Origin of the sequence: Pantoea sp. Ap-870 (genome assembly GCF_011752515.1) — a bacterium.
Lineage (GTDB): Bacteria > Pseudomonadota > Gammaproteobacteria > Enterobacterales > Enterobacteriaceae > Pantoea > Pantoea dispersa.
Genome location: NZ_VWXG01000003.1, coordinates 331,326 through 352,970 on the forward strand (window position 1 = coordinate 331,326; position 21,645 = coordinate 352,970).

Consider the following 21,645-nt stretch of genomic DNA (forward strand, 5'->3'; position numbering starts at 1 on the left):
TCATCGGGGGAGGTTAAACGCCAGGGTGTGAAATACAGCATATAAGCATTACGCTAAAAATTAACGTCCGGTCTTATAGTGCTTTTGTCTTATTTCATATTCGGGAACTGTCCAATCAGTCAGATATTGACCACGACCGGCAATGTTCCGTTAGCTTGAGGCTTTTTGTCAGCACAACCCAGTAGTGCAGCATTTATTCTCTGACCGAAGCAACAAGGCATTTTCAGAAGTGCTGCCCGATCTCTTCTTTAAAGAAACCCAGCACAAGGGGAAAAACAGAGGCTGTATCGATGTTCATAACCGCTTTCCCTTCTTAATTTAGTTCGCCAGCCAAATACCGTAATAAATCACTACAGAGCCAAGAGAAACCACACATTTTGCAAAGATGAGCATGCCAGGCACCAACTTACTGGCAACCGGTGAAAATCGGGCATAACTATCAGCATTATATTTTTCGTGAAAACCCACAATACCACTAAATAAAGTGCAAATCATTATAATCATAAACTTCATGCCAAGAATAAATATAAAAGAAAGACCTATTTCTTCCATCAAATCCCCAGCAAGACCATTGCTGAAGCCGGGAACAATTAACACTAAACCTTTAAGCACAAAGGCAAGCACTACAATACCAGCTAGAACACTTATAAACTTCTTACCAAACCCCGCCCATTCTTTATTGTTATAAAAATCCTTTCCATTCCAGACATAATAAACTGTTATAATCCAAAAAAAGAAACATGCTAATATTTTCATGTTAAAATCAACCAATGTATATTTAAACTCTAATCGAAACCGTTGCCCAACCGTTGAAGATAGCGCCATCTGCCCCACTGTTGCTTGCACATTTATCTAAACGTTCCCTTTTTATCAAAAAGCAGATCGTGTAAACGCTTTATGACAACTTTCAAATCCACTTCGCACGCCAATCTCAATAATAAAGCAAATCTGTCATTGGCTTTAAGCGTGACTGAATATTGTTTTATTAAAATAAGCAGCAACGCCTACTGACGCCCCTACCGCTCCATGCCGCGCCTGTAACTTCACAAGTCAATATTTAAAATATCTAAACCAGTTTAGATAGCACTGCCAAACAAGACACCATAAAGCATAAGCACGCAATCCAACTAAATCACACCCTTTACGGCTCCAAAAAGTCATTGAATTGTACTTATTACACATTAATCATAAGTGTCAAAATTCCTTTGGAATTATAACGCTTATGAAAAGCATGATAAAATTAAAGATAACATTCAACCTTACAAAAAACAGATAACAAGACACCAGTAAATTTAATAGCAACAAAAGTCAATCTTTGTCACTAAAAAACCTCATTCCATATATAGTCAAGTCACTATCAAAAAAACGGAATCGATGTAATTCACTATACACCCACTCTATAAAATATCGATCAACCACTATCTAAAAGACAGGTACAGCCAGTGAAGATAAAAACATCACCACTATCAGCATTCGTGATCGATGCGTTGTTAATTTCGTGGTTTTAAAAATAAAAAATATAGTTAATCGACTTCATCCGGAGCCATAGAGTATAGAGCCTCAGCATGAGACAGAATTTTATCTTTAAAAGCTATCTTGTTTATCCATTCATCAGGAATACCTGACAAGCCATATAAAGCACCAGCTAATTGTCCAGCAGTTGCGGCGACACTATCCGCATCATCAGCTAAGTTAGCAGCAAGTAATACTGCATCTTTGAAACTATTCGTATGCCAAACCGCCCACATCGCTGCTTCAAGAGTATCAATGACATAACCAGAAGATCGGATTTGGTCACGGTGCTTTAACTTATATTCACCAGCATTAATAATTAGCACACGAAGTGAAGTAGACATCACATGTGGGGAAAAGCTTTCATCTTTTCCGTAACCGTTCAACAAATAATGTAGAATTATATTAAAAAAACGGCAACTGTCTATTGATTCAGCAGCCCCATGTGTAGCCCGACTTTGAATAGCAGCATCTCTCCAACCATCAATAAAAGATTTCCTGCGGAAAATCGCTGTTGGAGCATGCCGGATCAGTGCTGCATTTCCCGCTGTATCAGGGGATGTATTTCCAAACCAACAAGAGCCATTAATCATTGTTTGTTCAAGAGCAAAGCGTGTTGTATTCCCTATATCAAAACATGTTCCATTGGAACTATTTGTGCCTTTTTTGTACCAGCTAATGAGTTTATCCCTGAATGTATCTGTGTCGCACTTCCTGCTTTCAAGATAAGTTTCAGCGAGGCATAAAGCCATTGAAGTATCGTCAGTCCATTCTCCGGGCTTGAGGTTAAATGGACCCTTTCCAATCATATCATGTACACTAGCCCTGTCTCTTGGCATAAATTCCAGGGTGGTACCAACAGCATCGCCAACAGCCAGCCCCATTAAAGCACCTTTACACTTATCTAATACTTCGTGATCAGTAACTCTTTGAGGCAATGACATCATCCATTCCGGTTTGCTTTTGTTTTTAGAATCCTCACATAAAACCTTAGGTTCGTACTCCATTCTATTTTTAAGCTGCCGGGATACCTTAGGGATTAAATGTGAATATCGCTCTGCGTAAACACAAATCTCAAAATCATCTTTTTTTAGATCAATCATCACACCTCCAACGCCCTTATCTCAAGTTATACCAGATAAGCAACTTACCAGCTTAAGCCATGGCTAATCACCTGCCTTAATAAATAATATAAAACTTTGCCAAGGTTAATTATACAAAATAAAAACCTCGCCAATTAAATAAATTAAATTGAAGTCTTTTTTACTTATCTCTTTATCTTTAAAAACAGCATAATTACTTCTTATTTCACTCGAAATTTTTTTGAGACCTTCAGTTTCATTAGAGTTAATGAGGTCAGTTACAATAAAATACCTCTCGACATCAACTTTATAATCCCCCTCACTGAAAATTACCTTCATAACATAAAAAGAATCATCACATTTATATAGCGTAAAATCCCAAGGATTGATTGCAATTTTCAATTTACTCATTACAATTTATCTCCAGTTGTTAAATCTATCACGTTGTACCCCCCCTTTCTTCACCCCCTCAGTTATTATTACAGCTTCAAGATCGCCCTTCGATAATATTACTCCACCTTCTGTTTGGTATGGTTTGTTCTTAACCGACCATGTAACAAGTGCAGGCAGTGACGTACTCCCTAAAATTTAGACCTATTGCTAAATTCCATTTCAGATTAATCCGTTTCGTCTGGTGACAGTGTGAAAATTTTTTCTGCAAAATCGATAATTTTATCTTTATAAACTATTTTATCGCGCCATTCTTTCGGAATGCCTGAGAAACCATATAATGCACCAGCGAGCTGGCCTGCAGTGGCTGCTACGCTGTCTGCGTCGTCAGCAAGATTTGCAGCCAGCAAAATGGCATCCTTAAAGTTATCAGTATGCCATACAGCCCACAGAGCCGCTTCTAAAGTGTCAATAACATAGCCTGTTGACCTAATCTGATCGCGAGATTTCGATTTGTATTCGCCAGCGTTGATTATTAATATGCGCACTAATGCTGACATTTTGTGAGGTGAAAAAGCATCTTCCTTACTATATCCATTGAGCAGATAATGCAGGACAATATTAAAAAACTGACATGCATTAATAGATTCAGGAGCTGAGTGTGTCGCCATGCTTTGAATACTCGCATCTCTCCATCCATCAATAAAAGATTTCCTTCTAAAAATAGCTACTGGTGCATGACGTATCAGAGCTGCGTTACCCGCTGAATCTGGAGATGTGTTACCAACCCAATCTGGACCATTACATATTACCTGTTCCAATGCAAAGCGTGTTGCATTTCCTATATCAAAACATGTTCCATTTGAACTGTTGTGACCATTTTTATACCAATCAATTAGCTTTTCTCTGAAGAAGTCGGTATCACAAAACCCTCTATTGATGTATGTTTCAGCGAGGCATAGTGCCATTGAAGTATCATCTGTCCATTCTCCAGCACTAAGATTGAAAGGTCCTCCTCCAGGCATGTCATCAATTTTATATTTGTCTCGAGGCTGAAATTCGAGAGTTGTTCCTACCGCGTCGCCTACAGCAAGCCCTAAAAGCAACCCTTTTGCTTTATCCAATGAATCATGATCAGAGTTTTTCTGTTTTAATGTCTGCATCCACACAGGTTTACTCTGTACCTCATCTGGCATTGGCTGCGGCTCATATGACATTCTATTTTTCATTTGTCGTGAAGCTTCCGGAACCAAATAAGCATATTTCCTGGCATAAATCTTAAGTTCAAAATCTGACATCCTGAGATCAATCATTATAATTCCTCATAATTCAGGATAACCTGCCCATCTACATCTACACGATTTGCGACTTTAAATTTGGTGCCAGGTGGGTATAAAATCTCAGCCTCATCCGAATCGGACTCGATCCTCATTATTTTTTGAATTAAAATTAATGCTATCTATTATTTCCCGATAATGCTTTTAATGATACTCACTAAAAAGTCCAGGGCAAGTCCCTGTCTAACAGACGATTGCCTTCCCGCCTGGCTCATCCTCAAGGAGAAGAATGGTTTGCTTTTGCCATATCTGCACCCCACCATTCTCAAAATGATAAAACCTTCAATTGCTGGTAAACCATCAACCACGATAAGTTGTGATGTAACGCTATTGAATGCCTGAACGGTAGTGATCATCTCCTGAATCATACGGGCAGCAACTTTCCTACAGTCTCATCATGGTTGGCAAAAGCTACTGGTTTAAGGTGCCAGCATCAGCACTTTGAACTGACTTGGCACGATTCGCATGCCAATCGCATTGGTGGAGTTTTGCAGGCTCATGCTAGTCAATCGGGTTGCCGGCGTGCCTTTGAGTAATACGGTGAATGACCCGGTAAGGTGGCGCGATGGGCCCATTACCGTACCCGATGCCACACCCGTTGCTACTCCAGGGTTATCGCCGTTCGTCAGTGGCGTGACGGTTGCCATATTATGCGCAGGCATCCCCATAAACAGGATGTTCAGCGCATTAGGAATAGCGGTAGGCCCCAGGGCAATGTCCGGATAAGGGATCGGTACCGGCGCAGGCGTGGGTGTCAGGCAGACATCCGGAAAAGCTAAATCCACGCCAAATAGCTGACAGTTTGCGAACATTGTTGCTCCTTAACCCATATGAATCTGTTCAGAGTCGACTTTCGTAATGGCTTTTGAGGTGATCACCGTATTGCTGGCATGCAGGCGAGCGTAATCTTCAGCTTTCATATCAAGCTGACCGGCCCGGACCTGTTCAGTACTACGGGTGGTACGCAGCAGGTTATGGCTGACCTGCGTAATGGTTTGCCACACCGATTCCGCACGCTTGCCAACAATGCGCGAAAGGCTGACCCAGGCAGAGATCTTATCACCGCTGTAATTCATGTCGCTGATGTGGCAATCACCCTGTTCAGCGCTGATGCGCAGCGCGGAGCTGCTCAGGCTCAGCTCCCCCGTACTGTGAATATGTAAATCACCAGGCACGCTCAGCTCAGCCTGTTGCGCATTCGCACGCTCCAGCACCGCCAGCAGCCAGATCTGGTTTTCGACGCTGGTCACCAGCACCGTGTCTCCCACCTGTGGCGCAATCACGCAGCTGGCTGCACGCCGGCAATGCCAGCCACGTCCTTCACACTCAACGGTGAGGCTGGTATCAGCGAAGCAGTGCGTCACCACACCCGCTGACTGCACCGGCGGTAAAATGGCCTGCGCCAGTTTATGATTTACGTTGTTCATAATTTTGCTCCTTAACTGCGGCTCTGGCGTTGAGCGCTCCAGGCCTCTGCGGTCAGTAGTTCTTCATCAAATTCAATGATGCCCTGACGGCCAGAGAACTGAGCGTTCTCCTGACGCGCCCGGTGCATACGCGTACGGGAAAAAGTGGCACCACGAAGATCGGCCATGCGCAAATCGGCGGCGGCGAAATCGCTGTAGGTCAGATCGCAGCGAATAAATAACGCCTGCATAGCGTTAACCTGCTGCATGATGCTCTGGAAAAAGCGGCTGTCGCTGAAATCAGTGTGCATCAGCGTCGCACCGGCAAAAATAGCCTGATCAAAAAGGCTGCCTTTACACTGCGCGTTGCTGAGGTTGGCTTCCATAAACAGTGCCTGGCTGGCATTCACCTGATTAAGCTGCGCGGCTTTTAGCGATGCGCCTTTGAAGTTGCACTGCACAAGGTGCGCACCATTGAACAGCGCGTCATCCAGCGCGCAGTCCGTGAACTGGCAGCCGGTGAAGCGCTGTCTTTCGTAATTTTTACCGCGCTGGTCACAGTTGAAAAATACCGTGCGCTCAAATTCGCCGGCGGTCAGCGAGGTCTGACGCAAATCAATACCGTAAAACGTGGTGAGCAGGCTTTTGCAGTTGTCGAAGCGGCACGCCTCCAGCGGTGATTCAAAAAAGATGCAGCGGTCAAACTGAGCCTGGGTGAACCGGCTCTGTTCCAGCGCACACTGCATAAACTGGGTTGTAAACAGTGCGCAGCGAGAAAAGTCGCTGCCAGTCAGTTCACATTGATTCAATACGGTTTCGGTCAGCCGGGTGACCGTCGCCTGTAATCCAGCCATTTCGCACTGATTGAATACCGTCTGCTCCAGTCTGGCATTATTCAGCCTGACCCGGGAAAGCTGACACTCAGTGAACACCGTTTCCTGCAAATTAGCGCCCTGCAAATCCGCGCCCGCCAGTGAAACGTCCTGAAATACGCCGCCGGCAAGATCGCATCCACGTAAATCCAGGTTCTCCAGGCTAAGTTCACTTATTACCTCGCCCTGCTTAATACGCTGCTGCAATTCTGCTGCGCTGAGCGTGGTCATACAATTTCTCCATCACGCTTAGGAAGCGTCTTGATACGCTTGGTCCACGCGCCGTCAAGCTCAGTGGTATTACTGGTAAAGGCCTGAGATAAATCAGCGCGAAACAGATTCGCACCGCGAAACCGTGCCCCACCCAGCTGGCTTTTTTGCAGTAGTGCACCCATCAGACTGGCATCGGTAAAGTCAGCATCACGAAAATCAGTGCGCACAAACATACTGCCCGTCATATTAGCGCGCCGGAAATCAGCAGCCTGACACGCGGCCTCGCTCAGATCGCTGTTCTCCAGTTTTGCCAGCGTAAAGTTCGCACCGTTTAGCGGCGTCTGGCGCAGATTACTCTGGCGCAGCGTCGCCTCGCTAAAGTCTGCACCGTTCAGAGAACTGCCGGCAGCGACTGCGCTGGCTGTCCATGTTGAACCGCTAAAGTCTGCTCCGTTTGCCTGGGTCTCTACCCACGAGCAGCTGTCCAGCACGGCCTGCCTGAATGAAGCCTGCTCCAGCGTGGATTTTAAGAACGTCGTCTTACTGAGCGTGGCCTGTAAAAAATCAGGACCGGGAAGGTTCAGCTCCATAAAAACGCAGCTCTGCAGTGTCGCGCGATGGAAGCGACACTGAGTAAACCAGGTTTCGCGGAATAGCAGGCCACTGAAAGTGGCGTCGCTGAACGTACAGTCATCGAACAGCGTTTCCTGCAGTTGCGTATCTTTGAACTGCGCGCCGGAAAAATCGCTGTGGCAACACTGCGCCAGCACCAGAGTGGCGTTTTCAAAATTACAGCCGCGCAGAGAGGTATGATGCAGTTCAGTGCGTGCCAGCATTGCACTGTGAAAGCTGGCGCCGTCCAGCTGGCAGTGACTTAAATCGGCGCACTCCAGCAACGCTTTGCTGAAGTTCGCGCCGCGCAGGTCCATACCCGAGAAATCCGCACCGGTCAGATCCATACCGCTGAAGTTACCGCCCTGCGCCAGGGTGCGCTCCGCGCGCTGACGGATAATCTGTGCCAGATCGCCTTTCAGGCGTCTGGCCGGCGGCTGGCTGTTGACTGACATCAGGTACATCTGATGCAGCGCATCGCGGCTTTGGGCCAGCTTCTTCTCACTCAGCGTGTCTTTATTACGGTGCAACATTTCCTGCATGCGAAACAGCGTTTCCGGCCCCCGCGGCTGATGCTCATCACTCTGGCTCTGCGGGTACTTTTCTTCCATCTCACGTTTGCGCTGCTCAGCTTTCGCCTGCATCTCCTGTGCCTCCAGCTCCATTTTCTCAATGAATTCCGGCAGGTCTTCGAGTCGGGGCAGTTCAGGCTCTTCCGGTTCGCTCAGCAGGTCACCGACTTCGCCGCCGCTGGACGTCATGCGCGCGCGATGCTGTTCACGTAACAGGGCAGCACGATTCTGCATGTTTTCCCGCATCGGACTGGAAGTCTGTTCGACCTGGTTATCAACCCAGGCACCGATCGTCTCTTCCGGAATTAAATCTTTTTCACGGAAGGAGAACAGCGCACCTTTCTCTTTATCAACACGCTGCGTGAGTACTTTACGGTAATGACTGACCGACCGGGATGACCCCTGTTTCTCCAGCGCGGGCATCAGCTGCATGACATCAGCTGCGTCATCTTCGTTGATGCGCACGCTGCCCTGCCACAGCAGGATCATTTGCTCAAGATGCGGAAAAAACCATACCGTCGTCGCACGCAGGGCAATCTCTTCGAAAAGCGTTTCGTCACCGCGCTGGCGGTTGATGAAACAGCGCGCCTGCCAGGGCGGGAGTTTACCCTCCTGCAGCGGTTTTTGTGGATGCATATTCCAGATACGCCATGCAGCCTGTTCCGGTAGCGCGTCGCGATCCTGCCACCATTGATCGGGGCTGGCAGCATTGAATACTTTCCAGTCAATATCACGCGCAAAGCCCGGAAAATCATTCTGCAACCAGCTGGTATCGTACTTTTTTCCCATACGGCTAAAGCGACGCGGCCAGCTGATGTCGAGTGGTCCAAAACCCGCAGGTTCGGGTTTTTGTTTAACGTGAGTGAGGCGACCTGCCATGGCTTCAATATTGGGTAAGCGAATGAATTCATGCCCCTGATGCACTTCGGAATGAATCCCTAAGCCATAAGGATTTTCATCGTGCCCTTCCCCGCCAAACGCCCGGCTCCAGTCGAGCCGCATTGATTCAAACGGTTGCGGCTGCGTTATCTGGTTTCCAACCCAGTAGCGATCGCCAAACACCGCCAGCGATTTGCTCAGCGTGTCGACGTCAATGCGCGCTGCGCAGGCGGTTTTGTCGTGCTGGTGATGGGTATATGCATGGCCTGTGGCAAGAAACTCTGCACGCACTTTTGGAATGGCCAGATCCAGCACGCCCCCGCTGGTTTGCAACTCACTGGCGGCCAGTTGCCACAGCTCCATTTCCGGACGTAGCTGCGGCTTTTCCCCCATGTCAGTCAGCGCAAGCACCGTGACGCCCAGATGATTTTTACCCTGCCAGCGAAACGGGCGATTAAGTACGCTCAGGCGCAGAGGCTTAATAATTTTCATGCCTGGGTTCCTTTTGAAACGACAGATAAAACAAATACCGGGCCTGATCCCGACCCGGTATTGAGAATGGTGTAGGTATTTATATCAACTTAAATATGGCTGCAATCATCTTAACAGAGAATTAATCAACCTTTAATGTTATTTTCTTGCAGTGTTATTTCAACGCAGGAGATTACCGCAAAACCCACTTTTTGAGTAAGTATGTCATTCACCGCAAAAATCATTATTAATTTTAGAAAGCAATCTTCAGCACTGCAAACAATGCGGATGATCGCACTATTCCTTAACCTTAAGAATCAAGCCATTCTCATCTTATAAATATATTCATAACTAGCTAATCCGATTGCGGTGACTTTTTACCTCCTCTGTCAGCAATGTGAAATCTTAGTAAACCAAAAAAATCATTGCCATATTTTATTTCCATCCTGAACCAGAAGAGCGTTTGGCAGTAAATAATTTCTGAGCTATTTCTCACGGGACACGCAGCTTTTATATCGGTTAACTCTTTCTTGTTGAGTTTGATAAGAGACAGTGAAAAGATCATAGCCGGAATGGAAAGGATGACACTAATGATCGATGAGACTTAGGCCAATAGATGCAAGGTATTTTTAAATTTTCAATCTGATAAAAAGCCTATTAATAAAAAAGAACCATATTTATAAATAAAACTACCAACAGTATCATCTAATAGATGCGTGCCTAATCAGCAATCCTTTGCCATTTCGCACATAAACAATTCGCAACCGCCTGTAATTTTATATTAGATAAAGCATCTTGATTAGTTTTCACGTGATATCGAATAAAAGACTAATCATTCCATTTCATTAGGTGCTAAAAAGCTTACCGGGAATGGGTATTGACAGGATGATATATAATTACACCATTACCTTCCAAAACTCTTATTAAATTCTGAGATGAGATATATTTCTTCATGCAGACATTAACAGGAGCGCTCTTTGTCATAAAACACAGAGTCATTTATAACCGGATATTTCCTGTTCCGTCGCACCCAATTTTCAGCATTCTTATAAGCTGAGCCCTAACTCTGACGCCATGCCGCTAGCATTCTGGCACATAAAGAAGCCGTATAACAACAATAAATTATCATTATCACGACCATCAGTAATGTGAATACTGGAGAGCTGATTAAAACATTTATTTAATCCCGGCATTAACGGCTCTCCGCGCCCAGCAAAACCTAATCAAGCAGCGTAACTATTTATTTTTTAGTTAACGGATTAGGTATATCCATGATTACTTTGTCAGGTTCTTTTTCAGAATATCTTATTTGAACCGTCTCTCCCGGTTGATATTTAATGACATCCATAGAATTAATAACAACACTAGATTTGCCTATAATTTCATTGCCATTAGCAACGTAAAACTTGAAATGTAAATCCACATTTATAAAACCTGAATTTCCTCCTGAGCGGCTAATCGCCTCAGTTATAATAGCGCTGGTATTTACACCATTATTTATAATTTCTTCCTTATCTTTTTTATTCTTTGAGTCTCTTATTAAGATAGAGATAATGGCATAGGAAAATAAAGCCAGCACAGCAATTACAATTAAATTTGAAACTATTTTCATTACAGCCTCTTATATAAACATAAACATTCTTGCGGCCTGAAGGCTCACTGCAAGCGAATCAAACTCAACCCCCGCAACGCGAGTTTTAAAACCATTATCGTAGTGAAGAGTAACAGGATTATTTTCCATTTTCATGCCCGTGACGCCGAAACTTAAAGGTGTAAATGAAATACTTACCCCTTTAATATCTGTACCAGCAGCAGTTATTCCAATAGAATTACCAACATAGCTTTCCTGATGGGCATGAGCATTTGTCACCCAATATGGTGTATCAATATTTACTTCTGTATCGCTATGTATTGTAATCTTATTTGGCGACGTAATAAGCGTTTCACCACCTATAATTTTTTGCTTCCATCCACCTGCATTTATTGTCACATCTAATCCACCGGATTCAATGGTCTGCTTGAGCCCTCCATTTTTAATAAGTAAACTATCTTTACCTGTAATAGTTGTTTGACGCCCATCAATAATAGTCGTTTTGTCGCCGCCACTTAAAACATCCAACTTACGGCCGTCAGTTATCTTTGTGTTCTCACCGTTATTAAACGTTTTGGTCTCAACACCATCAACCGTCGTTGTGCGCTTCTGCTTATAGTGGAAAGTTGCGTCGCCAGTGATCTCATCGCTTTGATCTTTGCCGATCTTTGTCGTGCGGCAACCGTCTATTGATACGGTCTTGTCATTCTCCACCGAAATGTTCATGTCTTTTTCAGCATGCATATTAAGCAGCTCACCGCCCGGCTTGTCCTCAAAGAACAGGAAGCTGGCGTTGTCATTATGGCCATCTTTACTGCGCGTCATAAAGCCCATGCGTGTGGCGTCTTCGGGAAGGTTCCAGGGTGGCATACTCGCTTCGTTATATACGCGCCCGGTAATTATCGGGCGGTCAGGATCACCGTTGATGAAGTCTACAACAACTTCATCACCAACGCGCGGGATCTGCACCCCGCCGAACCCCTGGCCCGCCCACGCGCTCGATACCCGCACCCAGCACGAGCTCGTGTCGTCGCCCTTCGCCAGGCGGTCCCAGTGGAACTTCACCTTCACCCGGCCGTAGCGGTCCGTCCAGATTGACTCCCCCGCCGGGCCCACCACCTTCGCCGTCTGCGGACCGTGCGTCTTCGGCCACGCCGTCGCCGGCTCCGCGCGGTACGTCACCGACGACGGCAGCACCGTGAACGCGATGTTGTGCCGCGCACCGCCGCCGCCGCTCGCGTATTCGTTCTCCTCGAAGTCGTACCGCGCCGACGTCACCAGATATTCCCCGTTGTCGCTGAAGTGCGGCGCGTTCACGATGCCGAACCGGTACCCCGGCGCGATGCCCGTCGCCGTCCCCGTTCCGCTCACGCTGTGGTGCGCAACCTGCCACACCTCCTGACGGATGCGCGTGTAAAACTCCCCGTGGCTGTGGTCGACAAAATGGCCCGGCCAGTCGTACACGTCCACCGCCCCCGGCACCGGCGACACCGGGTTCTGCCGCGCCTGCAGCATCCACGCGTTCGGCTTGCGGAAGTCGTAGTCGTCCGTGCTGTACATCCCCGGCGTCACGCTCTCGCACAGCGACCACTGGCTGATGCCCTCCTCCGTCACGCTCCCCCCCGACGCCGTCACGTGGTACGGTATCGTCTCATAGCCCGCGAACGCCTCGTGCTGGTCCGCCCCGTCGCACAGCACCATCACGTGACGCTCCGCCTCGTGGCGGAACCAGTAGTAAATCCCCTCCAGCTCCATCAGCCGGCTGATGAAGTCGAAGCTGCTCTCCTGGTACTGCACGCAGTACTCCCACACCCGGTAGCTGCTGCCCAGCCGCGTCTCCACGTTCACCCCGTTCTCCTGCAGCAGCGTCTGCACTATCTGCGGCACCGTCTGACCCTGGAATATCCGCAGGTTGCGGTCCCGGCGCATCGGCCACAGGTCCGGCTCCACCCGCAGCTGGTACACCGCGTAGCGCGTCCCGCTCAGCTCCTCGCTGCGCACCGCCACCCGCGTGATTTTCCCGTTGAGGTAGCGCGGCGACGGCAGGCTCTGCGTCGGCAGCGTGAACGTGACCGGCTGCCCCAGCAGCGCGTGCCGGTCGATGCGCGCGTCCGTGGCCAGCAGCTCGGCGTTCAGCTCAAACGACTGCGACAGCGCCTCGGCGCCGGTGAGTTTCCAGAACAGCAGGCCGTCCATCGGCAGCTGCGCGGTGATGCGTGAGAACATAATAAATCCCTGATGATTAACTGTGTGGATCGAGCAACCAGACGCCTTCTTCGCTGATGGTCAGCGTTTGCTCGCGCGTGCCGCCCTGGCCGCTGATGGCAAAGGTATAATTGCCTGGCGCCAGCTGCAGCGCGGCAAAACCGTTGGCGGCAGGCACCAGCGCCTGCGGTTTGCCATTCACCTGGACGCGTTCGCCCTGCTGCAGCTTGATGTAAACCTGCGCGACCGGCTCCGGCGGCGGTGCAGGCTGCGGCTCCGCTTCGCGCGGTTTTTCCGGCGTTACCGCTGCCGTTGCGGCTGGCGCTGACGACGCTGAAGGTGAAACTGCAGGATCAGCAGCTGGCGCGCTGTTTTGCACCGTCTCTGCCGGCGCCGCAGGCTCATCGCCCCCGGACATCAGCAGCCCCACGCACAATCCCACCAGCACGCCCGCGGCCACCAGCCCCGGCAGCGCAAAGCGATGGCGCAGCAGCGATTTCACCGGCAAAAGCGTTTCGGCTTCGTTCGCCTCTTCCACCGGCACCAGCATGGTGCCCGGTCCGCTGATTTTGGCGCTCAGCAGCGGTTCCGGTTCGCGCTCTGGCAGCGCCATCAGCCCGGCAAAAGCATCAATATCCTGCGGCCGATCTTCCGGTTTGAGCGCCAGCGCGCTGTCTACCGCCGTCAGCAATGCCTGGGAGTAGCCCGGCAGGCGGCGCGCGGCCAGCGGCTGGTAGTTATCTTCGATGCTGCGCACCACGCTCACCGGCGGTGGCGCCCCGGTGATCAGCGTATGCAGCACCGCGCCCAGCGCGTAGATATCCGTCCACGCGCCCTGTTCGCTTTCGTCGTTATCGCTGTATTGCTCGATGGGCGCATAGCCCGGACGCAGCATGGTTTCGCTCTCATCCGAGAGGTTGCCAATGGTTTTACGCGCGGAGCCAAAGTCCAGCAGCACCGGCTCGCCGCTGCTCTGAATCTGGATGTTATCCAGCGAGATATCACGGTGCAGGTAACCAGCGTCGTGGATGGTTTTGATCGCACCCAGCAGCGGCGGCAGCAGGCGACGAATCCAGGCTTCATCCACCAGCTGCGGATTGCGCTCGCGCAGGTTCGATAAAGTGGTGCCGCTGTAAAACACCGTGCCCATATAAGCGGTGTCGTTCTGCACCCAGAAACGCAGCACGTGCAGCAGATTAGGATGGTTGAAGCGGGCCAGCAGGCGCGCCTCCTGAATAAAGCTGTTCAGCCCGGCATGAAAGGTTTTGCTGAAGCGTTCGCTGCGCAGCACCAGATTCAGGTCATCGCTGCGCACCGCCAGCGAAGCCGGCATAAACTCTTTGATGGCGATATCACGCTCCAGCTGATGATCCCAGGCACGATAAACAATGCCAAAGCCGCCACCACCGATCACTTCTTTAATTTCAAACTCATTGAAACGGTAACCCACCGGCAGAGCGTTGGGTACGTTGAGGGGATTATCGTGTTCCGACATTTTCGAAAACTCTCTGATCACTAACGGCTTTAGACATCGAACTGGCAAACAAACTCGCCCTGCTCACAGCGTACCTGCACGCGACGATAGCGTTCATCGCGGGCGTGGGCGCTGAGCAGCATCTGGCTCATCTGCGGCAACAGGGTATTGGTAAGGATGGCGTCGACCATGCGGCCACCGGACTCCACTTCCGTGCAGCGCTGCACGATCTGGCTGATGACCGAATCGTCAATCTGCGCGCTGATGCCGTGGTTATCGGCGAGGCGCTGAACAATGCGGCCCAGCTGCAGCCGGACGATTTCCGCCAGCATCGCGTCGCTCAGCGGGTAATACGGCACCACCAGCAGGCGACCCAGCAGCGCCGGCGGGAACACCTCCAGCAGCGGTTTACGCAGCGCGGTGCTCAGCGCTTCCGGATCCGGCATCAGCTCCGGATCGGCGCACATCGCGCTGATCAGCTGCGTACCGACGTTTGAGGTCAGAATAATGATGGTGTTACGGAAGTCGATATGACGCCCTTCGCCATCCTCCATCCAGCCTTTATCGAACACCTGGAAGAACAGCTCGTGCACATCCGGATGCGCCTTCTCGATCTCATCCAGCAGCACCACGCTGTAGGGACGACGCCGCACCGCCTCGGTCAGCACGCCGCCTTCGCCATAGCCCACGTAGCCCGGCGGTGCGCCTTTCAGGGTGGAAACGGTGTGGGCTTCCTGAAACTCGCTCATGTTGATGGTGATGATGTTCTGCTCGCCGCCGTACAGCGACTCGGCCAGCGCCAGCGCGGTTTCGGTTTTGCCGACGCCGGAAGGACCGCACAGCATAAAGACGCCGACCGGTTTGTTCGGATTGTCGAGGCGCGCGCGTGAGGTGCGCACGCGTTTGGCGATCAGATCGAGACCGTGCCGCTGGCCAATCACGCGCTGGTTGAGCGTATCGGCGAGATTGAGCACCGCGTCGATTTCGTTTTTCACCATGCGCCCCAGCGGAATCCCGGTCCAGTCTGCGACCACGGCGGCCACCACGCTGGCATCCACGGCGGCAAACAGCAGCGGCGCTTCGCCCTGCACCTGCTGCAGCTGCTGTTGCGTCGCGTCCAGCTCATCGCGCAGCGCGGCTTCGCCCTCCGTCACGCAGCGCGCCCGCAGCGCAATCAGCTCATCGACCAGTTCACGCTCCTGCTGCCAGCGCTGCTGCAACGCATCGCGCTCGGTTTCCAGCGTCGCGCGCTGGGCGGCAACCGCCTGCGAACGCGCCGCATCGCCCAGCCCGACTTTGCTTTCGCGCTCAATGATCTCCGCTTCAATCTCCAGCGCGGCCAGACGATGCAGGCAATCTTCCAGTGCCGCAGGCTGTGCGCCCTGGCTCACCGCAACGCGTGCGCAGGCGGTGTCCAGCAGCGCCACCGCTTTGTCCGGCAGCTGGCGCGCCGGAATGTAACGATGCGACAGCTTCACCGCCGCGCTGACTGCCTCATCCAGCAGCAGTACCTGATGGTGCTTCTCCAGCGCGCTGACGGTGCTGCGCAGCATCAGAATCGCTTTGGCTTCATCCGGCTCCTGCACCTGCACGGTCTGGAAACGACGCGTCAGCGCCGGATCTTTCTCAATGTACTTCTTGTATTCGGCCCAGGTGGTGGCACCGATGGTGCGCAGCTGGCCGCGTGCCAGTGCCGGTTTCAGCAGGTTGGCGGCATCGCCGGTGCCCTGCTGGCCGCCGGCACCGACCAGCGTGTGGATCTCGTCGACGAACAGCACAATCGGCGTCGGGCTGGACTGCACTTCATTAATCAGCGCCTGCAGGCGCGCTTCAAATTCGCCTTTCATGCCGGCACCGGCCTGCAGCATGCCGATATCCAGCAGCCACAGCTGCACATCCCGCAGCGGGGCCGGTACGTCGCCAGCGGCAATACGCAGCGCCAGGCCTTCAACCACCGCGGTTTTGCCAACGCCCGCTTCGCCGGTCAGCAGCGGGTTGTTCTGCCGGCGACGCATCAGAATATCCACCATCTGGCGGATCTCTTCATCACGGCCGGTGACCGGATCGATGCGTCCTTCGCGTGCGCGTGCGGTGAGATCCTGCGCGTACTGCGCCAGCGTGCTGGTGCTGGCTGCCGGTGCGGCACTCTCGGTGCCCGGCTGTGCCACCAGCGCCTGCTGTGCCTCTTTACTGCTGGCGAGCAGCGTGTCGAACTGCTCCAGCAGCGCATCAGCATTGATACGGCCAAACTGGCCGGAGATGCCTTTCAGCACGCTGGCGAGGTTGAAGGTTTTGAGCATGCCAATCAGCAGATGGCCGCCGCGAATGCGCGTCGCACCGTACTTCAGCGAGGCGTAGACCCAGGCGCGCTCGACGGCGCTGTCGATGTGTTCGGCGAGATCGGAAACCGCGCTCGCACCTCGCGGCAGGCGGTCGAGCGCCGCGACGATATCCCGCGTCAGCGCGTTTTCATCCAGTGAAAAATGGCTGATCACCCGCTGTAAGTCGCCATCCTGCTGCTGCATCAGCTGGTGCAGCCAGTGCACCAGCTCAACATAAGGATTGCCGCGCAGTTTACAAAAGGCGGTGGCGCTTTCCAGCGAGGTAAATAACAGCGTATCCAGTTTGCCGAATAACACGGCACGGCTGATTTCTGACATATCGGGTCTCTTTAATGAAAGAAGCAGGCTGTGTAACAGGGAAAAGCGATTGGGCTAGCTTGCGGCTGCCTCAACCTCAAACATGAAATCTTCGCGATCCTGCGGCTGTGGCGCGTGTCCCAGCCAGCTGGTGTAGCCCAGCCGGGCATTGCCTCCCAGCGTGACGCTTTGCACCTCTTCCGCCGCCAGGATCAGGCTGAGGTCCCACTGCATCTCGATGCCGAGATAGTGACGCACCCAGTCGCGCACTTCGCGTGCGCCCGGCGCATCTGGCAGAAAGTGGGCATACTGCTGCGCGCTCAGCGGACCGAGCCGCAGGCGAAAACGGTGCTGCACATCGCGCACCGCCACGCCAAGGAACGCCGATTCGCCCAGCCGCGGCATCTGGCGTCCGGCCCCCAGCCGCGCCTGATCGCGCGCGTCCAGCGTCAGCCACTGCGGCACGTTCTGTGCCAGCTGCACCGGTACACCAAAGTAGTGACGCAGAATGCGCACCAGCCCTTCAGCGTCGTGACCGTGGCGGCTAAGATGGCCGACCAGCATCAGCCGCGCATGCAGGCTGAGCGAACTGGCCTGCTGCTGCGCCGGTAAACCGATGCCAGCCAGACAGGCAAGGTAATCGACAAAGCGGCGGTTATCGGCGCGATCCAGCGAGACGGCCGGCTGCGCATCGGCCCAGGCGCGATAAAACAGCAGCGTGGCGCGATGGTGAAAGATGTCGGCAAACGCCGCCAGGCTGTGATCCTGATGGTGCACGATGCGCTCGTGCACATATTCCGTCAGGTGGGTCGGCAGCGGACCGTTGGGGCCAAACAGCCCAAAGCTGTAAATCGCCACGTCATGGCGCGCGTCCTCTGCGCGCGGCTGCACGCTGGCCAGCGTTGCCGGGGCAAACGCCAGCGACGGTTGCTGACCAATGCGCAGCGCTTCGAACTTCGGCAGCGGCGCACGTCCCAGCGGATAGCGCTGGCCGCCCTGCGCATCCAGCCGGCGCAGCAGCTGAAACAGATCGTAGCGCCACGGTGCCGCCATCACTGCCTGCCAGAAATCGTCCGGCAGCCGCTGGGCGCGCTGCAGCGGAATGATCTGCGCCTCGCTCATAGCAGCGCCTTCCTGCCCATGCGCGGCGGCCAGTAGCCCACCTCGCCGCGCTGCTGGCTGTTGAGGGTGAATTCGGTAAAACTATTCAGCGCCACCAGCCGGCTGCACACGCGTTCCAGCACGCTGCCGAGCAGCCACGGGCTGGCACCGGAGAATGCCTGTTCGTCGACCTCCAGCGTGATGCTGACGCCGCGCGCAAACACCACCGGGCCCGGTTCCGGCACCCGGCGATTGACCGCGCTAAGCTGGCAGTGGCGAATACCGTCAATCTGGCGCGCCACCGCCGCTTCGGCGAGATTAGCGTACAGGCTCAGCAGCTGGCGCAGCGCGGCGGCGCCCTGGCCGTCGCTGCTGTCCATCAGGCTCAGGTAGTTCATCTGCAGGTGACTGATCAGACGCCACGCGGAGAGCCCTTCGGCTAGCGCCGGACGCGGCGGCGTCGGGCCTTTACACAACTTCAGCTGACCGACCGGGATCGAATCCGGCATGACGAAATTGCCCTGCTCCTGCTGCAACAGCATCAGCGGCAGATCGCGGCTGGTGCAGAGCACGTCTGCCGACAGGTAGCGCATGTCGTCGCGCCACGGCGTGTGATGCTCATCCACCAGCGACAAAAACACTTCCGAGCCGATATAGCCGGTGCGCGTGCCGTAACGCTGCGCCTGCTCAGACAGCGTGCGCTGCTCACGGCGCAGCGAGAAATAGGCACCGTAATCGCCGTCGTCGCCGCTGAAGGTGCTCCAGAACGGGCGGAATAACTGCTCTTCGCGCTTGCCCTCAACGGTGGCGAACAGCCGCTGCACCGAGTGCACTTCGTAGTCCAGCGGCCGGATGTTATCCACCACCAGATGATATTCGTGCTGGCTGTCGCTGACCTTCAGGCGCTCGGCCGTTTTGGGAAACAGGTTGATCACCGGCGTGCAGTGCAGTGCCAGATGGCTGCTGTCCACCACGCTTTCCAGCGCGCTGTCAGCCTTATCCAGCAGGATGATAATGTCGAATTCCTGCGCGTTATCGCAGCGGCGCAGAAACGGTGCCAGCTGGCTCAGGCTGATGAACTGGAAGCGCGCCGGAAAGGCAAAATACTCCTGCAGCAGCCGGTAGCCGTCGAAGTTACGCAGATCGTCCGGCAGCAGCGCCTGCTCTGGCGCAAAGCCCTCCTGCTGTAGCGCCTCATCCGGCAGCACCTGACGCAGCGGCTTGTGTTCGACTGATTGCAGCACGATGCTGACGCGGTGCTGCATCAGCAGCTCCAGCAGTTTCTGTGCCTGAATGTCCGGGCCGCTGAGATACAGCATTAAATCGGCGACATTCAGCTGGCTGAGCGACGAGATGCCTTCGCAGGCGATACGCACGCGCAGCGCGCTGGCGGCACCGCGACCGCTGAGCTTCAGTTCGCCCAGCGGCAGATCGCCCGGCACGCCGCCGAGTGAAACGTCGCTGATGCGCAGCGGATGCAGCGTGACATCGTGCGCCGTGGTGTAGCTGCAGGTGACGCCGCTTTTTTTCAGGTGCTGGCTCTCCATCATGGTGCCGCGCGGCACGTGGAAGCCATTACTGATGTCGCCTTTGCGGCTGTCCGGCGTGAGCTGTGCAATCGCCATTGACGGCGTAGGTGACAGATAAGACGGTGCAATCATCTCCAGCAGCCGCTGCGAGAAGCGCGGGAACTCGGCGTCCATTTTGAGCTGCACGCGCGAAGTCAGGAAGGCAAAGCCCTCCATCAGCCGCTCAACGTAAGGATCGGCAACTTCGATGCCGCGCATCCCCAGCCGCCCGGCGACTTTCGGATAGCGCGCAGCGAACTCCGCGCCCAGCTCACGCAGATAGGCCAGTTCGCGGTTGTAGTAGTCGAGCAGTTTGCTGTCCATGATTAACCTGCATCCAGTAGTTCAAAATGACCGCTTTCCAGATCAACCTGGGTGCGGAACAGAAACTCCAGCGGATAAGGCACGCACCACAGGCGGCCTTTGATCTCAATCGATAACACGTTGTGCAGGCTGAGCGACTTCAGATCGCTGACGCAGCGTACCTGCAGCCCCTGCGGCAGAATGCGCGGCTCAAAGTGCAGAATGGCATCGGTCATTTTGCGCTGCATATCCTGCCATTCGATGTCGGAGATGTTCTGTCCGGCCAGCGGCGCCACGCCAAAATTCCACACCGAGCGCTGCACTTCACCAAAGGCGCTGAGATCCTGCTGGGCTTCGTTGTTGATGGTGTTAAACAGCCACTGCAGATCGCGCAGCACGTGGCGGCGCAGCGTGCTGTGGGAAATCAGCGTGGTGTTGCTGGCTTCGCTCTGCTTGTCCGGCGCGTTGTCAGTCAGACGATCGAGTAACGAGGATTGCAGCTTGTCGCGCGCGGTTAGCGCGTCGCGATTTTTACGCGCGCGGAAACCGCCATGCAGCTGGGCATAGCCGTCGTTGTGCGAGCTGTTATCACGGCTCATCGCTGCCGCCTGGCTGGAACGTCAGCTGCTGCAGCGTCAGCAGCGGATACTCGCCGCTGTCGCTCAGCCACAGCTTCTGCCCATGGCCGGTAAACTGACTGTCATCGTGGCCCAGCGGCTGCCATTCCGTGACGCTGGCGCGCAGATAACGCTCATCCGCCCCCGGCAGCAGCGGATAGCGCACCGGGATCTGGCAAATCTGCTCGCTGCCATCCACCAGCTGCACGCGCGTATGGCGCCAGACCAAATCGGTCACGCTGGCAGGCGCCTGAAATTCCATCTCGCGGATCGCGGCGAACGGAATCCAGTAGTAGCGGCCGTTGGCGATGGCTTCGCACACCGGCCCGAAGCGGCTGTCGCCGTCCATCAGCCACGCGAAGTCTGCCGTCTGTTCCTGCTGCTGCAGCTGACCCGGATTGGCTTCGGCCTGCGCCAGCGCGGCGGCACGTTGCTCAGCCCCCTGCGCGAAGTCACCGCGGATGTCGGCGCTCAGCGCAGCCAGCAGGGTTTCACACCACGCCCACGCGCTGCCCGGCAGTTGCGGCTGCGCCTCGCCGCGCAGTACCGCTTCACGCTGCTGCTCACCGGCAATGGCCTGCTGCAGTAAGGTAACGGTCGGCTGGGCCTGGGGCGTCAGCGCCAGCCATGATTGCAGCTGGGTTTGCGCGCGCGTCCAGTTACCCGCCAGGCACAACAGCTGCACAAACGCCGCGCGCAGGTCGGCATTGGCCGGGCTGGCCTGAATCTGGCGGGTGATATCGGCGAGGTTATCGGCCAGTGAGGCACTGGCCAGGCGCGATTGTAACGACTCCATGCAAG

At 53.5% G+C, this 21,645-nt stretch carries 17 protein-coding genes; all 17 read right to left on the reverse strand.

The annotated features are described in order from the left end of the window. Positions 1-318: 318 nt before the first annotated feature. The gene (locus F3J41_RS10655; protein ID WP_371815462.1) at positions 319-846 is read right to left on the reverse strand and encodes a hypothetical protein; all 528 of its coding nucleotides are present in this window, start codon (positions 844-846) and stop codon (positions 319-321) included. Positions 847-1,523: 677 nt separating this feature from the next. Beyond that, positions 1,524-2,615, reverse strand: a complete 1,092-nt coding sequence (tri1, locus tag F3J41_RS10660) for an ADP-ribosylarginine hydrolase Tri1 (protein WP_166711057.1) — start codon at positions 2,613-2,615, stop codon at positions 1,524-1,526. 105 nt (positions 2,616-2,720) lie between these two features. Further along, positions 2,721-3,005: a hypothetical protein gene (locus F3J41_RS10665; protein WP_166711059.1), complete on the reverse strand. Its 285-nt coding sequence runs from the start codon at positions 3,003-3,005 to the stop codon at positions 2,721-2,723. Positions 3,006-3,211: 206 nt separating this feature from the next. Continuing rightward, the gene (tri1, locus tag F3J41_RS10670; protein ID WP_166711061.1) at positions 3,212-4,297 is read right to left on the reverse strand and encodes an ADP-ribosylarginine hydrolase Tri1; all 1,086 of its coding nucleotides are present in this window, start codon (positions 4,295-4,297) and stop codon (positions 3,212-3,214) included. Positions 4,298-4,446: 149 nt separating this feature from the next. Then, the gene (locus tag F3J41_RS10675) at positions 4,447-4,677 is read right to left on the reverse strand and encodes a hypothetical protein (RefSeq protein WP_166711063.1); all 231 of its coding nucleotides are present in this window, start codon (positions 4,675-4,677) and stop codon (positions 4,447-4,449) included. Between the two features lie 63 nt (positions 4,678-4,740). After that, positions 4,741-5,133, reverse strand: a complete 393-nt coding sequence (locus F3J41_RS10680) for a DUF4150 domain-containing protein (RefSeq protein WP_014605535.1) — start codon at positions 5,131-5,133, stop codon at positions 4,741-4,743. A gap of 9 nt (positions 5,134-5,142) precedes the next feature. Next, on the reverse strand, positions 5,143-5,748 hold the full coding sequence (locus tag F3J41_RS10685) for a DUF3540 domain-containing protein (protein WP_166711065.1): 606 nt from the start codon (positions 5,746-5,748) through the stop codon (positions 5,143-5,145). Positions 5,749-5,759: 11 nt separating this feature from the next. Beyond that, positions 5,760-6,830: a pentapeptide repeat-containing protein gene (locus F3J41_RS10690; RefSeq protein ID WP_166711067.1), complete on the reverse strand. Its 1,071-nt coding sequence runs from the start codon at positions 6,828-6,830 to the stop codon at positions 5,760-5,762. After that, positions 6,827-9,367, reverse strand: a complete 2,541-nt coding sequence (locus F3J41_RS10695) for a DUF2169 domain-containing protein (RefSeq protein WP_166711068.1) — start codon at positions 9,365-9,367, stop codon at positions 6,827-6,829. The genes F3J41_RS10690 and F3J41_RS10695 overlap by 4 nt, the downstream gene beginning before the upstream one ends. 1,219 nt (positions 9,368-10,586) lie before the next feature. Next, positions 10,587-10,958: a DUF3592 domain-containing protein gene (locus tag F3J41_RS10700; protein ID WP_166711070.1), complete on the reverse strand. Its 372-nt coding sequence runs from the start codon at positions 10,956-10,958 to the stop codon at positions 10,587-10,589. 9 nt (positions 10,959-10,967) lie between these two features. Further along, positions 10,968-13,163, reverse strand: coding sequence for a type VI secretion system Vgr family protein (locus tag F3J41_RS10705; RefSeq protein ID WP_166711072.1), 2,196 nt, complete (start codon positions 13,161-13,163; stop codon positions 10,968-10,970). Between the two features lie 16 nt (positions 13,164-13,179). Further along, positions 13,180-14,637 carry a serine/threonine-protein kinase gene (locus tag F3J41_RS10710; RefSeq protein WP_166711074.1) on the reverse strand — a complete coding sequence of 486 codons (1,458 nt, stop codon included), beginning with the start codon at positions 14,635-14,637 and terminating at the stop codon, positions 13,180-13,182. A gap of 29 nt (positions 14,638-14,666) precedes the next feature. Then, complete coding sequence (gene tssH / locus F3J41_RS10715) at positions 14,667-17,276, reverse strand: type VI secretion system ATPase TssH (RefSeq protein WP_166711076.1); 2,610 nt, start codon at positions 17,274-17,276, stop codon at positions 14,667-14,669. A 54-nt stretch (positions 17,277-17,330) separates the two neighbouring features. Continuing rightward, positions 17,331-18,377: a type VI secretion system baseplate subunit TssG gene (gene tssG, locus F3J41_RS10720; RefSeq protein WP_058771453.1), complete on the reverse strand. Its 1,047-nt coding sequence runs from the start codon at positions 18,375-18,377 to the stop codon at positions 17,331-17,333. Next, positions 18,374-20,248 (reverse strand): type VI secretion system baseplate subunit TssF, encoded by a 1,875-nt coding sequence (tssF, locus tag F3J41_RS10725; protein ID WP_166711078.1) that lies wholly within the window; start codon positions 20,246-20,248, stop codon positions 18,374-18,376. Before tssF ends, tssG begins: the two co-directional genes overlap by 4 nt. A 2-nt stretch (positions 20,249-20,250) precedes the next feature. Further along, positions 20,251-20,826 carry a type VI secretion system baseplate subunit TssE gene (gene tssE, locus F3J41_RS10730; protein WP_021506795.1) on the reverse strand — a complete coding sequence of 192 codons (576 nt, stop codon included), beginning with the start codon at positions 20,824-20,826 and terminating at the stop codon, positions 20,251-20,253. Next, entirely contained in the window at positions 20,816-21,640 is an 825-nt protein-coding gene (locus F3J41_RS10735) for a type VI secretion system accessory protein TagJ (protein ID WP_166711080.1), read from the reverse strand. Before F3J41_RS10735 ends, tssE begins: the two co-directional genes overlap by 11 nt. Between the last annotated feature and the right edge of the window lie 5 nt (positions 21,641-21,645).

Bases quoted from the DNA above. Each gene is read 5' to 3' on its own strand.
- tri1 (WP_166711057.1), bottom strand. From the start codon at position 2,615: ATGATTGATCTAAAAAAAGATGATTTTGAGATTTGTGTTTACGCAGAG.
- F3J41_RS10665 (WP_166711059.1), bottom strand. From the start codon at position 3,005: ATGAGTAAATTGAAAATTGCAATCAATCCTTGGGATTTTACGCTATAT.
- tri1 (WP_166711061.1), bottom strand. From the start codon at position 4,297: ATGATTGATCTCAGGATGTCAGATTTTGAACTTAAGATTTATGCCAGG.
- F3J41_RS10675 (WP_166711063.1), bottom strand. From the start codon at position 4,677: ATGATCACTACCGTTCAGGCATTCAATAGCGTTACATCACAACTTATC.
- F3J41_RS10680 (WP_014605535.1), bottom strand. From the start codon at position 5,133: ATGTTCGCAAACTGTCAGCTATTTGGCGTGGATTTAGCTTTTCCGGAT.
- F3J41_RS10685 (WP_166711065.1), bottom strand. From the start codon at position 5,748: ATGAACAACGTAAATCATAAACTGGCGCAGGCCATTTTACCGCCGGTG.
- F3J41_RS10690 (WP_166711067.1), bottom strand. From the start codon at position 6,830: ATGACCACGCTCAGCGCAGCAGAATTGCAGCAGCGTATTAAGCAGGGC.
- F3J41_RS10695 (WP_166711068.1), bottom strand. From the start codon at position 9,367: ATGAAAATTATTAAGCCTCTGCGCCTGAGCGTACTTAATCGCCCGTTT.
- F3J41_RS10700 (WP_166711070.1), bottom strand. From the start codon at position 10,958: ATGAAAATAGTTTCAAATTTAATTGTAATTGCTGTGCTGGCTTTATTT.
- F3J41_RS10705 (WP_166711072.1), bottom strand. From the start codon at position 13,163: ATGTTCTCACGCATCACCGCGCAGCTGCCGATGGACGGCCTGCTGTTC.
- F3J41_RS10710 (WP_166711074.1), bottom strand. From the start codon at position 14,637: ATGTCGGAACACGATAATCCCCTCAACGTACCCAACGCTCTGCCGGTG.
- tssH (WP_166711076.1), bottom strand. From the start codon at position 17,276: ATGTCAGAAATCAGCCGTGCCGTGTTATTCGGCAAACTGGATACGCTG.
- tssG (WP_058771453.1), bottom strand. From the start codon at position 18,377: ATGAGCGAGGCGCAGATCATTCCGCTGCAGCGCGCCCAGCGGCTGCCG.
- tssF (WP_166711078.1), bottom strand. From the start codon at position 20,248: ATGGACAGCAAACTGCTCGACTACTACAACCGCGAACTGGCCTATCTG.
- tssE (WP_021506795.1), bottom strand. From the start codon at position 20,826: ATGAGCCGTGATAACAGCTCGCACAACGACGGCTATGCCCAGCTGCAT.
- F3J41_RS10735 (WP_166711080.1), bottom strand. From the start codon at position 21,640: ATGGAGTCGTTACAATCGCGCCTGGCCAGTGCCTCACTGGCCGATAAC.